Raw genomic sequence first — 13068 nt, 5'->3', positions numbered from 1 at the left:
TTCAGAGCCCCCAGGCGAGGGCATCCCGCTCGTCGATGAGCAGGGTGCTCTCCGCCGTCACGAAGGCCGTGCCCCTGATCGTGGGCAGGATGCGGTCGCCGGCTCGCTCGTAGTGGCCCTCGAACACGCTGCCCGTGATGCTGGCCTGGTGCCAGGTTTCGCCCGGCGCCAGCTTGCCGCTTGCAGCCAGGCAGGCCAGCTTGGCGCTGGTACCCGTGCCGCAAGGTGAGCGGTCATAGGCGCCGCCGGGGCAGAGCACGAAGTTGCGGGCGTCATGCACCGGGTCTGGCCCGATCAGTTCAATGTGGTCAATCTCCGCGCCACCTTCGCCGCGCAGGCCTTGGGCATGCAGCGCGTCCTTCAGCGTCTGCGCAAAGACGGTGAGGGCGCCGGCGTTGGCATGCTCCAGCACCTGGCCGTGGTCGCTGCACAGGTAGAACCAATTGCCGCCCCAGGCGATGTCGCCGGTCACGACCTGGCCGCCCGGCAGCGCCACCGGCACATCGGCCGCCAGTTGCCAGGCCAGCACATTGCGCACGCTGACCGAGCCGTCCTCATGCAGCGTGGCGCGCACCGTGCCCACCGGCGTCTCGATGCCATGTTCGCCCGGGCCAATGCGCCCCAGGTGCGCCAGGGTGACCACCAATCCAATCGTTCCGTGGCCACACATGCCAATGGCGCCCACGTTGTTGAAGAAGATCACGCCCGCCGCGTTGGCCGGGTCCTGCGGGGGCAGCAGCAGCGCGCCCACGATCACCTCATGACCACGCGGCTCCAGGATGATGGCGCGGCGCCAGCGGTCGTGCTGCGTGACCAGGCGCTCACGCTGCTCGGCCAGCGAGCCGGGTCCAAGATCAGGGAAGCCCGCCAACACCACGCGCGTGGGCTCGCCGCCGGTGTGGGAGTCGATGACGGTGATGCGGTGCATGGGGGGATGTTGCCTCTGGCGATGGCTGAGGTCGGGCGGGCGTGCGTCACCAGCAGGGGAAAGCACCGCTCTCGCTGCGGCGATATTCATTTCGCGAGGGTTTCGTTGGCCCTCAAAGTCTCGCGCCAGTCCTCAGCAGTTTGCCGCAACGAAGTCTTCAGGTCCGCGTCAAGTTCGGAAGCCTGGAACATGAAAGCCATGCGCTCATTGACGAGCGCCGCCAGCTCTTCGTTTCTGTTGATGCGACTGATGCTGTCTGCCAGCCCGTGATTGAAGGCGACGAACAGCGCGGCCAGACTTGCAAGAACCAGGGACTGATCCTCATTGGCGCGGACGGGCGGCATCATGTCGTCCAGCCACCCTAGCATCACTGCTTTGCCCTGACTGATCAGCTTGGCCTGTGCGGTGTAGCCGTGCAGGAGACCGCATCGCGCCGCGTACAAGTCAACGCCGCGGAGGGTGTACTCGGGGCCAGACAGTGTTAGGTAACGGTCCGCCCAAGAGATGAAGTCGTCTCGGGTCGTGTCCAGCTTGTCGCGCGGGCGCTCGATTCCAGATGCAACGTCGATGGCGCTCATCAGCAACTGTGCTCCAGCCACCATTCGCTTGTTCTCGAGGCAGAACTTGATGTCGGAGGTGATGTGCTCGACAAAGACCGCGTGATACAGCCGTAGGTCAAGCCAGCCGTCTGGATTGAGTTTCTCTGCCATGAATGCTCACAGTTGAACAAGGGAAACCAATGTCACGCTCTGTCGTGTGGTGTGCGGATTGGCATTTCAACCATTTCGGGAAGCTGCTGCTCATGAACTACCGCTCCTCGCCGCAGCCTCCACCTGCGTTCGGGCGGGCGCCCTGACCTGCATCAACTGGGTTGCGCGTCGGCAGCTCGGACGGAGATTGTCGGTGTAGCACGTTTGCTATACATTCGGGCGATGCGCTCCGCCACCTTTCCCCCCATCCGCGTTGAGCCCGACGTTCGGGCCGAAGTCGAAGCCGTTTTGCGTGAAGGCGAGTCCCTCACCCAGTTCATCGAGGAGGCGGTTGTTGCCGCTGCGGCGTGGCGTCGCACGCAAGCCGAGTTTGTCAACCGAGGCGAAGCGGCGATAGCGCGTTGGAAGGAAGAAGGCGGCGGCCGCAAGGTTGACGAGGTGCTCGCCGGATTGCAGGGGCGCCTTGACGACGCCAAACGTCGAGCAGCCAAGCGCACCGGCCGGTGAAGTCCCGCTACAGCGTCACGCTGTTCGACGAGGCAGTGGCAGACCTTCAGCGCCTGGAGGACTTCGCCATCGAGCGTGAGCTCGCGAGTGACGCGCCTGATTGGACGATCCCTCAGCGGGCGCTCGACGCGATTGCTGAGGGGATGCGGCTGCTGTCCTGGTCGCCCTTCACCTGCCGGAAGGCGGAACTGGGCAATGGCCGTACGCGGGAGTTGGTCGTTCCGTTTGGCAGCGCGGGTTATGTCGTGCTGTTCGAAATTGTCGGCAACGACGTCGTCGTGGGCGCCGTTCGACACCAACGTGAAGAGGACTACCGCTAGTGACTCAAGACCTCGCACCCAACTCACCCACCATGATCCTCGCCCGCGCCCCGCTCGGCATGCACTGGCCGACGCTCGACCCTTTTCTCTTCTGCGCCCACCATGACGACCACTACCCCAAGGGCGATGGCCGCTTCGGGCCGGCGGCGTCGCTCGCCGGGCGGCAGATGGGGAGTGACTTCAGCGGGCTCAATGGCTGGAGCATGTACCACGGGCAGCAGGTGCCGGGCTTTCCGGCGCATCCGCATCGGGGCTTCGAGACGGTGACCCTGGTGCGGACCGGCCGCATCGATCACTCGGACTCGCTGGGCGCCGCCGCGCGCTTTGGCGGGGGCGACGTGCAGTGGCTGACGGCGGGCAGCGGCATCGTGCATGCCGAGATGTTCCCGCTGCTGCTAGAGGATGCGGAGAACCCGTTGGAGCTGTTCCAGATCTGGCTCAACCTGCCGGCGCGCAGCAAGATGTGCGCGCCTTACTTCTCCATGTTCTGGGCCGACACGATCCCGCGCGGACGTTTCGGACCCGAGGGCGGGCCGGGTACGGAAGTCGTCGTCGTCGCCGGGCAGCTTCCGGGCCTGGACGGTCTGACGCCGCTGGCGCCCCCGCCCGACTCCTGGGCCAGCCAGGAAGGGGCGGATGTGGGCATCTTCACCCTCAAGCTTGACCCGGGCGCGCAGTTCACCCTGCCGCCGGCTGCCGGGCCGCAGACCCTGCGGGTGGCTTACTTCTTTGCCGGTGATGCGCTGACGGCGGCCGGCCAGGCGGTGGCCGAACCCTCGGCGCTGCAAGTGGAGGCGAGCCAGCCGTTGCTGCTCACCAACCCCGGCCAACAGCCGGCCGAGCTGCTGGTGCTGCAGGGCCGGCCGATTGGCGAGCCGGTGGCGCGGCATGGGCCCTTTGTGATGAACACCGAGGCCGAGATCCGCACCGCGTTTGCCGACTACCAGCGCACCCGCTTTGGCGGCTGGCCCTGGGACAGCGAGGGGCCGGTGCACGGGAGCGATGCCACCCGCTTTGCCCGGCACCCCGGTGGTGCCGAGGAGCGGCGGGGCTGAGGCGCCTGCCAAGCTGAGCCCTTCGGTCCTACCGCCACTGGCGCCGATCCGGTCCCACTCGTCGCCACAGGCGGTCGCTCGTCGCGGCGTTGCTTGTGCTGACACGCCGTGTCGATACCATCCGCCGCCAATCGTCGTGCCGCTGTCATCGTCAGGCCGACCCCCGACATCCAGACCCTGAGTGAGGCCCATCATCGACCCGCAACTCGTCAACCAACTCCGCATCGACAAGGATCTCCGCGAGGACGCGGACCAGGGCGTGCCCAAGTGGGTGTGGGCAGGCGTGGGCGTGCTGGCCCTGGGGCTGGCCGCCGCTGGCGCCTGGTGGTGGCAGAGCCACCGCCCCGTGCCGGTGCAAACCGTGATGGCCACCGCCAGCAATGCCGGCCGCGCCGGTAGCGCGGTGCTGCAGGCCACCGGCTACGTGACGGCCAAGCGCCAGGCCACCGTGGCGACACAGATCACTGGCACCCTGACCCAAGTGCTGATCGAGGAGGGCGACGTGGTCAAGCCCGGCCAGATCATGGCCCGGCTGGACGACACGGCGCTGCGCGCCTCGCTCAACGCCGCCCAGGCCCAGACCGAGGTGACCGCCGCCAACGTCAACCAGCTGCAGGCGCAATTGGCCCAGGTCGAGGCCGATGCCAAGCGCACCGCCGAGCTGGCCGGGCAGGGCGTGGTCACCAAGCAGGTGGCCGAGCAGTCACGCACCAGCGTGGCTACGCTGAAAGCCCAGTTGGAGTCAGCCCGCAAGCAGGCCGAGGCCAGCAAGGCCCAGCTGGCACAGGCCAAGGTCAACTTCGACTTCACCGTGGTGCGCGCGCCCTTTGGCGGCGTCATCACGGCCAAGGCCGCCCAGGTGGGCGAAATCATCTCGCCGCTGTCGGCCGGCGGCGGCTTCACGCGCACCGGCGTGGGCACCATCGTGGACATGGATTCGCTCGAAATCGAGGTGGACGTCAACGAGTCCTACATCGCCCAGGTGCAGCCCAATATGCCGGTTGAATCGGTGTTGCAGGCCTACCCGGACTGGCGCATCCCCTCGCACGTGATCGCCGTCATCCCCACGGCCGACCGTGGCAAGGCCACCGTCAAGGTGCGCGTGGGCCTGGACCAGAAGGACGCTCGCATCGTGCCGAACATGGGCGTGCGCGTGGCCTTCCTGCAAAAGCAGGACAAGGCCACCAAGGACGCCAACAAGGCTGACGCCCCCAAGCCTCCGGTGGGTGTGCTGCTGGCGCCCACGGCCATCGTCGAGCGCGGGGGCGACAAGGTGGTCTTCCTCGTGCAGGACGGCCGTGCCGTGCAGCGCAGCGTCACCACCGCCCCGCAAGCCATCGATGGCAAGACCCTGGTCACCCAAGGCCTCAAGGCCGGTGACTCCGTCATCGCCACCCCGCCCGAAACCCTGCGAGACGGCATGGCCGTCGTCGTTGGCCCCAGCAACTGAACACCCCAGCCCGTACCTCCTAGGAGCGCCCCCGATGAGCAACCTGATCGAAATCCGCAGCCTCTCCAAGGCCTACCAGCGCGGCAAGCAGACAGTGGAAGTGCTGCACCAGCTGGACCTCGACGTGCCGGCCGGCGACTTCCTGGCGCTGATGGGCCCCTCGGGCTCGGGCAAGACCACGCTGCTCAACCTGCTGGGCGGGCTGGATAAGCCCACCGGCGGCAGCATCAATGTTGGCGGCCAGCGCATCGACCAGCTCAGCGCCGCTGCGCTCGCCAAGTGGCGCGCCTCGCAGGTGGGCTACATCTTTCAGTTCTACAACCTGATGCCCATGCTGTCGGCGCAGCGCAATGTGGAGCTGCCCCTGCTGCTGACCAAGCTCTCGGCGGCCGAGCGCAAGAAGCGTGCGGCCATCGCGCTGGCCTTGGTGGGCCTGGCAGACCGCGCCAGCCACAAGCCGACCGAGCTCTCGGGTGGCCAGCAGCAGCGCGTGTCCATCGCCCGCGCCATCGTGTCTGACCCGGCCCTGCTGGTCTGCGACGAACCCACCGGCGACCTGGACCGCCAATCCGCCGAGGAAGTGCTGGCCCTGCTGGAGCTGCTCAACCGCGAGCACGGCAAGACCATCCTGATGGTGACCCACGACCCCAAGGCCGCCACGCATGCCAAGCGCGTGCTGCACCTGGACAAGGGCGCCTTGGTCAGTGATTCGGCTGTTGCACACGCCTGAGGAGGCGCACCGCCATGAAATTCCTCCACCTCATCTGGGCAGCGCTGTTCCGGCGCAAGACCCGCACGATGCTCACGCTCGTGTCCATCATCACGGCCTTCCTGCTGTTTGGCCTGCTGGATGCCGTGCGCACTTCCTTCACGCAAGCTGGCCAAAGCGCCAATGGCGCCCAGCGCCTGCAGACCCAGGCCAAGCTGTCCTTCATCCAGCTGCTGCCCAAGGCCCTGCAAAGCCAGATCGAGGCCCTGCCGGGCGTGGAGAAGGTCGCTCACTCCAACTGGTTTGGTGGCGCCTACCAGGACGCGCGCAACCAGGTCTTTACCTTCGCCGTGTCCGAGAACTACCTCGACCTCTTCCCCGAGATCGAGATCACGGCCGCTGAGCGCAAGGCCTTTGACGAGACCCGCACTGGGGTCGTCGTCGGCGAAGCGCTGATGAAGCGCTATGGCTGGAAGGTGGGCGACCGCCTGCCCCTGCAGTCGCAGATCTTCCCGGACAAGACCGGCAGCAAGGACTGGGCCTTCGACATCGTGGGCGTGCTGCGTGCCAAGGACAAGAAGAGCGGTGGCTTCTTCGACCAGCAGGTGCTGCTGCACTGGAAGTACTTCGACGAGACCACGCCCTACAACCAGGGCCAGGTGGGCTGGTATGTGTCGCGCCTGAAGGACGTGAACCAGGCCGATGTGGTGGCCAAGAGCATCGATGCGCTGTCCAGCAACTCCGACCACGAGACCCGCACGCAAAGCGAGCAGGCCGCCACGGCCAACTGGCTCAAGCAACTGGCCGACATCGGGCTCATCGTCGGCTCCATCATGGGCGCGGTCTTCTTCACGCTGATGCTGCTGGCCGGCAACACCATGATGCAGGCGGTGCGCGAGCGCACGGCCGAGCTGGCGGTGCTCAAGACCATCGGCTTCACCGACCTGGGCGTGCTGGCCACCGTGCTGGCCGAATCCATCCTGCTGTTGGTGCTGGGCGGCGTCGTCGGCCTGGGGCTGGCCACGCTGATCATTCCCATCGTGTCCGCCGGTAGCGGCGGCATGCTGAACCTGCCGTCACCGGGCCTCTCGAACTGGCTGCTCGGCGGCGCGCTGATGCTCGGCATCGGCACCCTGGTGGGCGCATTGCCCGCCTGGAGCGCCATGCGTCTCAACATCGTCGACGCGCTGCGCCGATAAGGAGGACAACATGCTCATCAACCTCCTTCTCATCGTTCTCGTGCTCGTCAGCGTGGGCGTCTTCGTGATGCTGCCGCCGCTGGGCGCGCTGGTGCTGCTGGTCGTCATCGGCTTGTGGCTCGGCCTTACCCGCCGTGGCCGCCAGGCCGTGGTGGTGACCGGCGTGGGTCTCAGCACGCTGGCGCAACGGCGCGGCTCGTCGGCCGTCATCGTGGTCGGCATTGCCGGCGTGGTGGGCGTGCTGGTGGCCCTGCTGGCCATGGCTGAAGGCTACACCCAGACCCTGCGCCAGACCGGCGGCGAAGACACCGTGATCATCATGCGCGGTGGCTCGGCGTCCGAGGTCTCGTCGGTGCTGGGTCAGGAAGAGATCGTCCAGATTCAGCAAGCCGCCGCCATTGCGCGAGACGCCAAGGGCGAGCCCCTGGCCACCGCCGAAGGCGTGTTCGCCGTGACCCTGCCCCTGGCGGGTGGCAAGGGCGAGGACGACACCGGCAGCGTGCAGATCCGCGGCATCAGCGCCAAGACCTTCGAGGTGCGTACCCAGGCCAAGATCATCGAGGGCCGCATGCCCACGCCGGGCCTGCGCGAGCTGGTCGCCGGCAAGGGCGCGGCACGGCAGTTTGAGGGCCTGGTGCCAGGCCGCGAAGTCAAGCTCGGCACCCAGCCCTGGACCGTGGTGGGCGTCTTCAGCTCGGGCGACGCGATGGAGTCCGAGATCTGGGGCGATGCCGCCACACTGGCCGATGCCTACCGGCGCGGCAGCAGCCGCAACTCCATCACCGCGCGGCTCACGAGCGCCAAGGCCATCGAGAGCCTCAAGAGCGAGCTGGCGGCCAACCCGCAGCTCAAGATCGATGTGATGACCACGGTCGAGTTCTTCGCCAAGCAGTCCGAGCGCATGGCCCAGGTCATCACCGTGGTGGGCATCACCATTGGCACCATCATGGCCATTGGCGCCACCTTCGGCGCGCTCAACACCATGTTTGCCGCCGTGGCCGCCCGGGCCCGCGAGATCGCCACGCTCCGCGCCATCGGCTTCCAGGGCGCCCCGGTGGTGGTGGCCGTGATGATCGAGACCCTGCTGCTGGCCCTGCTTGGGGGCCTGCTCGGTGCCTTGATTGCCTGGCTGCTGTTCAACGGCAAGGGCGCCTCCACCATGGCCGCCGGCTCGGTGGGCAAGCTCAGCTTCGAGCTGCTCGTCTCGCCCGCGCTCATCTGGACGGGGGTCAAGTGGTCGCTCGCCATCGGCTTCATCGGCGGCCTCTTCCCCGCCGTGCGCGCCGCGCGCATGCCGGTGACGGAGGCGCTACGGGAAGCCTGAATCCAGCGCTTTGGCTGGATCGTTCAGACGGGGCCTGCGGGCCCCGTTTTTATGGGGCGTCGAAGGCAAACATTCACCTCGGGTCCACGCAGGGACCTCGCAATAATCCGCGCGCCATCAAACTCGGAGGAGACAAGCATGCAAAGCCCGTTGAGACGCGCCGTACAAGGCGCGCTGCTGGCCACCACACTCGCGCTGGCGGCGCCACTCGTGCACGCAGCGGAGAGTGCGCCACTGCCACCCCCTGAGACCTTCTTCAAGCATCCTGCGGCGCTGAGCGTCAAGCTCTCACCGTCGGGGCGCTACGTCGCGCTCACGGCGGTCAAGGACGAGAAGCGCGTGATGCTGCTGGCCGTGGACCTGGAGTCCAAGGAGCCGGCCAAGGTGCTGGTGTACTACGCCAAGCAGGACGTACTCAACTTTGGCTGGATCAACGATCAGAGGCTGTACTTCCAAATCGGAAAAATCGAGCCGAGTGCTTGGCGCACCCACACGCCTGGACTGTTTGCAGTGGCGCTCGATGGCAAGGATCCCATCGAGCTGATCGACAGTGTTGTGGGTAAAGCGAACTCAGCCGGCAGTCAGCAGTCCGGAGCGTTGAATCGCAGCTATTCGCTGCTCAGCGTTCCGCGCGACCTGGATCAGGTCAAGCCGAACGAGGTGGTGGTTGAGAAGTGGCACTGGGGCATTGAGCACACGGAGCCGCAATGGCTCGACACGGTCTCAGGACTCGTTCGACCGATGACCATGCCAGCTCCGCCGGCACACGCCCAGTCATGGTGGTTCGACAGTCGAGGCGAACCGCGGTTGGTCCTGACCTTTGAGAACAGTGAAAGTGCTGTTGAGGGGACCTACCATTGGTTGGCGCCCGGTGCCAAAGTCTGGAAGGAGTTGGGGCGTATCAACTTCTTGAAGCCAGCCTTCGAGCCAGTGGGCGTCACTGATGACGGGCAGCTCTATGTCACGGAGCGACGAGGCCCCGGACAAGAGTCTGTACTCACGACATTCGATTTCGCCGCCGGTCGTCCGGCGGAAAAACCTGTTGTCCAAGTGCCTGGCTTCGACTTTGCAGGGCATCTGATCCATGGGGCGCCTGGTCAAGGTGTTCTAGGTGTGCAGGTCGAAGCGGACTCGGGCGTCACCGTTTGGCTCGATGAAGGCATGAAGCGCTTCCAGGCGGAGGTGGATGCCAAGTTCCGTAGCACGGTCAATCGCATCAGCTGCAGCCGTTGCGGCCAGCCTGACATGGTGGCCCTGGTCTATTCGCAATCTGACCGCGACCCTGGCCGCTACTTGCTCTACCGCGCCGCCACCAAGCGCTGGGAGGTGGTGATGCCGGTGATGCCCGGCGTCCAGCCCAAGCAGATGGCCAGCGTGGACTTCCAGCGCATCAAGGCGCGTGATGGCCGCGACCTCCCCGTTTGGATCACGATGCCCCAGGGCGTCGAGCCCGGCAAACCAGCGCCCGCCGTGGTGCTGCCCCACGGCGGCCCGTGGATGCGCGGTGGCTACTGGCGTTGGGAGCCGATGGCGCAGTTCCTCGCCTCACGCGGCTACCTCGTCGTCGAGCCCGAGTTCCGTGGCAGCGAGGGCTATGGCCGTGCGCACCTGGAGGCTGGCTTCAAGCAGTGGGGCCTGGCCATGCAAGACGACCTTGTTGACGCGCTGCAATGGGCTCGCAAGCAAGGCCTCGCCAACGACAAGGCCTGCGTGATGGGTGCCAGCTACGGCGGCTACGCCACGCTGATGGGCCTGGTGCGCCACCCCGACGTGTTCCGCTGTGGCGTGGCCTGGGTGGCAGTGGCTGACCTACCGCTGTTCCTGGAGGGCTCTTTTGGGGTGCTTGATGACATCAGCCGCTGGGCTCGCAGGAACGCCTTGCCCGAGCGCATCGGCGACCCCAAGAAGGACGCCGCCGCGCTTGCCGAGGTCTCCCCGGCGGCCCAGGCCGCCCGCATCAAGGCCCCGCTGCTGCTGGCCATGGGCGAAGAGGACGTGCGCGTCCCGCCAGAGCACGGCCGCCGCCTGCGCGACGCCATGACCAAGGCCGGCAATGCGCCCGAGTACGTCGAGTACAAGAATGAGGGCCATGGCTGGCAAGGCGTCGCGACGCGGGTGGACTTTGCCAAGCGCGTCGAGGCCTTCCTGGCCAAGCAGCTGAAGTAGGCCTAGGGTTCCCGACTAAGCCTCAGCCCGATTTGGGCTTGCTTGCCGCCTTGGCTTTGCTGCCCGCCTTGGCCTTGCCATCGGCCTTGGCGAGCTTGGCGGCCTCGGCGTCCGTGAACTCGCGCGGCGAGCGGGGCGCGGCCCGGCCGGCGCGGGCCTGGTGGATCAGGCCGCGCAATTCGTCGGCCCGGCCAGCGTCTGTGCCGGGTGTGGGGGCCGGCTTGGGCGCCGGCGGCTTCTTGGTCGTCACTTGCGGCCCTTGCGCAGCGTGGCAATGCCGCTGAGCCACATCTTGGCTTGGGCCTCGGTGGACTCATCCCCACTTTGCTGGGCCTGGCGCGCGGCGCGCAGCGGGGCCGACTTGGCGCCCAGCTTGCCCAGCCGGAGGGTCTCGGGGGTCATCTCGTCGGTGAAGGCGCGGTAGCTGCCGAACTTGGCGCTGTCGAACACGCCCAGGTCACGGATCACGGCCTTGGTGCCGCCAAACCAGGTCTGCTGGAACCAGTGCTTGCTCTTGGGGTCGTACCAGCTGAGGTAGCCGCCGGGCAGGATGGTGCGCGGCGCCTTGATGGCGCCGGTGTAGCTGTAGCGCGTGCCACTGGCGGCAACGGGGTCGAAGTAGCGCGGGGTGTAGAAGTCCGACACCATCACGCCGTTGACGGTGTAGGCGTAGGCGTCGTCCTCGCTCGGGTCACAGACCTCGACCAGGAACTGCACGCGCCCTTGCTTGGGCTTGGGCGACGTGCCCGCCACCAGGCGCTTGCCAAAGGGGTCGGCAATCATCTCCAGCGTCTCGTGCGAGGCTGTGAGGGACCACGAGTCGCCCACTTCAACCAGCGCATAGGGCTGGCCGTTTTGGTCCTGGTGGTAGCCGGCGGCGCCCTTCACGTCAGCCACGACGATGACGGGCCAGTAGCCCAGGGGCACGTCCTCGATGCGCGCAAAGGCGCTGACCGAGGCGCTCACGCCCCAGATAGGCCCGAAGTCCCGCGTGGCCTGCTTTTGCAGCGCGGCGGCGACGCGGGTGAGGGCGGCGGCATCGATGAGCCCGGGCTTTTCAACCGTCAGGGCCAGTTGGTGGGTGAGCATGTGAGATCTCCCGTGATGACATGGAACTTTGATGCTAGGCCGGGCGATGTATCGGGGCAGCCCCTAGGAGTGCTGGCATCAATACCCAACCGTCAGCAGGTCCAACCCAGGCCGGCGACACTGGCCGCCCGACCCTGAGCGGAGTCCCAGCGCGATGTCCTCCACCTTGCTCATCACAGGCGCCACCGGCTTCATTGGCCGGGCGCTGGTGGCTCGCCACCTGCGCGAGGGTGGGCAGGTCATTGCCCTCTCGCGCGATGCGGCGCGTGCGCAGCAACTGCTGGGGCAGCAGGTGCGGATGCTGAGCCGGCTGGACGATCTGCCCGACAGCGCCCGCATCGATGCCTGCGTCCACCTGGCCGGCGCGCGTGTGTTGGGGCCGCCATGGTCGGCCGCGCGCCGCGCGTTGCTGGTGCAAAGCCGGCATGGCGTGGCCATGGCCTTGCAGGCCTTGCTGAAGCGCTTGCACGAGCGACCCAAGGTGCTGGTGGCCGCCTCCGCCATTGGCTACTACGGCAACCCGGCGTTGGCGCCCGCCGCAGCGCTGGACGAGCGCGGGCCGCCACAGCCGGGGCAGTTCCAGTCAGACCTCTGCGCCGGCATCGAGCGCGACGCCCTGGCCGCTGAAGGCCTGGGCCTGCGCGTGGTGTGCCTGCGCCTTGGCGTGGTGCTGGGGCAGGGTGGCGGCGCCTACCCCGCCCAGGCCCTGGCTGCGCGCCTGGGGCTGGGAGCCGTGCTGGGCAGTGGGCAGCAAGCCCTGGCCTGGCTGCATCTCGACGACGCGGTGGGCCTGGTGCAGCACGCGCTGGCCACGCCCGCGCTGCGCGGCCCCGTCAACGCCGTGGCGCCCGAGGTTTGCAGCCAAGCCGAATTCACGCGTGCGCTGGCGGCTTCATTCGGTCGCCGGGCCTGGCTGCGCGTGCCAGCCGCCGCGCTGCGCCTCAGCATGGGGGAGATGTCTGAGCTACTGCTGGGCGGCGTGCCCCTGGCACCGGCGGCGGCGCTGCAATCGGGCTATCGCTTCCGATACCCACAACTTGAAGGGGCGCTGGCCGCACTGGCAGCAGGCGCAGAGCCGGCGCCGGGATAATCCGGCCCGATGAAAGTGCTCGATCTCTGCTGCTCCAGTGGCCACCCCTTCGAGGGCTGGTTCGCCTCCGAGAGCGACTTCCAGCAGCAGAACGAGCGCGGCTTGATCGAATGCCCGATGTGCGGCGACGTCACCGCCACCCGCCGCCCCTCGGCCCCCCGGCTCAACCTCTCCGGCGCGCGCGAACCTCGCGACACCCGTGAAAGCAAAGACAACCGAGACGCCCGCGACGACGAGCCCGCCGCCAGCAACCGCCCCACGCCGGCCCCGGCCATCGCCGCCGAGCTGCAGGCCGCCTACCTCGGCGCCGTGCGCGCCCTGATGGCCCGCACCGAAGACGTCGGCCCCCGCTTCGCCGAAGAAGCCCGCCGCATCCACTACGGCGAAACGCCCGACCGCGGCATCCGCGGCCAGGTCACCGCCGAAGAGCGCGAGGCCCTGCAGGACGAAGGCATCGAGACCTTCTCGCTGCCGGTGCCGAAGGCGATGGAAGGGCCGTTGCAGTAGCGGTTGGTGCCGCC

Annotated in this window: 14 protein-coding genes; 10 read left to right on the top strand and 4 right to left on the bottom strand. The window is 67.5% G+C overall.

The window, feature by feature from the left end:
- Position 1: 1 nt before the first annotated feature.
- Positions 2 to 928, bottom strand: a complete 927-nt coding sequence (locus ABDJ85_RS09365) for a 4-hydroxyproline epimerase (RefSeq protein WP_347704488.1) — start codon at positions 926 to 928, stop codon at positions 2 to 4.
- Positions 929 to 1014: 86 nt separating this feature from the next.
- A complete protein-coding gene (locus ABDJ85_RS09360) occupies positions 1015 to 1638 on the bottom strand; it encodes a hypothetical protein (protein WP_347704487.1) in 624 nt (207 codons plus the stop codon).
- A gap of 222 nt (positions 1639 to 1860) precedes the next feature.
- Here ABDJ85_RS09360 and ABDJ85_RS09355 point away from each other — a divergent pair, with 222 nt between their 5' ends.
- The 8 genes from ABDJ85_RS09355 (at position 1861) to ABDJ85_RS09320 (ending at position 10368) form a co-directional block, all read left to right on the top strand.
- Positions 1861 to 2145 carry a YlcI/YnfO family protein gene (locus ABDJ85_RS09355; RefSeq protein WP_347704486.1) on the top strand — a complete coding sequence of 95 codons (285 nt, stop codon included), beginning with the start codon at positions 1861 to 1863 and terminating at the stop codon, positions 2143 to 2145.
- Positions 2142 to 2465 (top strand): type II toxin-antitoxin system RelE/ParE family toxin, encoded by a 324-nt coding sequence (locus tag ABDJ85_RS09350; RefSeq protein ID WP_347704485.1) that lies wholly within the window; start codon positions 2142 to 2144, stop codon positions 2463 to 2465. The genes ABDJ85_RS09355 and ABDJ85_RS09350 overlap by 4 nt, the downstream gene beginning before the upstream one ends.
- A gap of 32 nt (positions 2466 to 2497) precedes the next feature.
- Entirely contained in the window at positions 2498 to 3520 is a 1023-nt protein-coding gene (locus ABDJ85_RS09345; protein WP_347704880.1) for a pirin family protein, read from the top strand.
- A gap of 181 nt (positions 3521 to 3701) precedes the next feature.
- Complete coding sequence (locus tag ABDJ85_RS09340) at positions 3702 to 4970, top strand: efflux RND transporter periplasmic adaptor subunit (RefSeq protein WP_347704484.1); 1269 nt, start codon at positions 3702 to 3704, stop codon at positions 4968 to 4970.
- A gap of 34 nt (positions 4971 to 5004) precedes the next feature.
- Positions 5005 to 5700 (top strand): ABC transporter ATP-binding protein, encoded by a 696-nt coding sequence (locus tag ABDJ85_RS09335; RefSeq protein WP_347704483.1) that lies wholly within the window; start codon positions 5005 to 5007, stop codon positions 5698 to 5700.
- Between the two features lie 14 nt (positions 5701 to 5714).
- The gene (locus tag ABDJ85_RS09330; RefSeq protein WP_347704482.1) at positions 5715 to 6878 is read left to right on the top strand and encodes an ABC transporter permease; all 1164 of its coding nucleotides are present in this window, start codon (positions 5715 to 5717) and stop codon (positions 6876 to 6878) included.
- A gap of 10 nt (positions 6879 to 6888) precedes the next feature.
- Positions 6889 to 8202, top strand: a complete 1314-nt coding sequence (locus ABDJ85_RS09325; protein WP_347704481.1) for an ABC transporter permease — start codon at positions 6889 to 6891, stop codon at positions 8200 to 8202.
- A 138-nt stretch (positions 8203 to 8340) separates the two neighbouring features.
- Positions 8341 to 10368 (top strand): alpha/beta hydrolase family protein, encoded by a 2028-nt coding sequence (locus ABDJ85_RS09320; RefSeq protein ID WP_347704480.1) that lies wholly within the window; start codon positions 8341 to 8343, stop codon positions 10366 to 10368.
- A 22-nt stretch (positions 10369 to 10390) separates the two neighbouring features.
- Here ABDJ85_RS09320 and ABDJ85_RS09315 read toward each other — a convergent pair whose 3' ends face one another.
- Positions 10391 to 10618 carry a hypothetical protein gene (locus ABDJ85_RS09315; RefSeq protein ID WP_347704479.1) on the bottom strand — a complete coding sequence of 76 codons (228 nt, stop codon included), beginning with the start codon at positions 10616 to 10618 and terminating at the stop codon, positions 10391 to 10393.
- Positions 10615 to 11457, bottom strand: a complete 843-nt coding sequence (locus tag ABDJ85_RS09310) for a hypothetical protein (RefSeq protein ID WP_347704478.1) — start codon at positions 11455 to 11457, stop codon at positions 10615 to 10617. Before ABDJ85_RS09310 ends, ABDJ85_RS09315 begins: the two co-directional genes overlap by 4 nt.
- A 154-nt stretch (positions 11458 to 11611) precedes the next feature.
- Between ABDJ85_RS09310 and ABDJ85_RS09305 the strand changes: the two genes are divergently transcribed.
- Positions 11612 to 12547: a TIGR01777 family oxidoreductase gene (locus ABDJ85_RS09305; RefSeq protein WP_347704477.1), complete on the top strand. Its 936-nt coding sequence runs from the start codon at positions 11612 to 11614 to the stop codon at positions 12545 to 12547.
- A 9-nt stretch (positions 12548 to 12556) separates the two neighbouring features.
- Entirely contained in the window at positions 12557 to 13054 is a 498-nt protein-coding gene (locus ABDJ85_RS09300; protein WP_347704476.1) for a DUF1178 family protein, read from the top strand.
- Positions 13055 to 13068 lie beyond the last annotated feature (14 nt).

It is taken from the genome of Roseateles paludis (assembly GCF_039872745.1).
In the GTDB taxonomy this organism is placed as follows: domain Bacteria; phylum Pseudomonadota; class Gammaproteobacteria; order Burkholderiales; family Burkholderiaceae_C; genus Pelomonas; species Pelomonas paludis.
Note: the sequence above shows the minus strand (reverse complement) of the source record. Positions and strands in the feature narration are given on the sequence as shown.

Coding starts and splice junctions, on each gene's coding strand:
- ABDJ85_RS09310 (WP_347704478.1), bottom strand. CDS start 11,457: ATGCTCACCCACCAACTGGCCCTGACGGTTGAAAAGCCCGGGCTCATC.
- ABDJ85_RS09365 (WP_347704488.1), bottom strand. CDS start 928: ATGCACCGCATCACCGTCATCGACTCCCACACCGGCGGCGAGCCCACG.
- ABDJ85_RS09360 (WP_347704487.1), bottom strand. CDS start 1,638: ATGGCAGAGAAACTCAATCCAGACGGCTGGCTTGACCTACGGCTGTAT.
- ABDJ85_RS09330 (WP_347704482.1), top strand. CDS start 5,715: ATGAAATTCCTCCACCTCATCTGGGCAGCGCTGTTCCGGCGCAAGACC.
- ABDJ85_RS09345 (WP_347704880.1), top strand. CDS start 2,498: ATGATCCTCGCCCGCGCCCCGCTCGGCATGCACTGGCCGACGCTCGAC.
- ABDJ85_RS09300 (WP_347704476.1), top strand. CDS start 12,557: ATGAAAGTGCTCGATCTCTGCTGCTCCAGTGGCCACCCCTTCGAGGGC.
- ABDJ85_RS09325 (WP_347704481.1), top strand. CDS start 6,889: ATGCTCATCAACCTCCTTCTCATCGTTCTCGTGCTCGTCAGCGTGGGC.
- ABDJ85_RS09335 (WP_347704483.1), top strand. CDS start 5,005: ATGAGCAACCTGATCGAAATCCGCAGCCTCTCCAAGGCCTACCAGCGC.
- ABDJ85_RS09305 (WP_347704477.1), top strand. CDS start 11,612: ATGTCCTCCACCTTGCTCATCACAGGCGCCACCGGCTTCATTGGCCGG.
- ABDJ85_RS09355 (WP_347704486.1), top strand. CDS start 1,861: ATGCGCTCCGCCACCTTTCCCCCCATCCGCGTTGAGCCCGACGTTCGG.
- ABDJ85_RS09320 (WP_347704480.1), top strand. CDS start 8,341: ATGCAAAGCCCGTTGAGACGCGCCGTACAAGGCGCGCTGCTGGCCACC.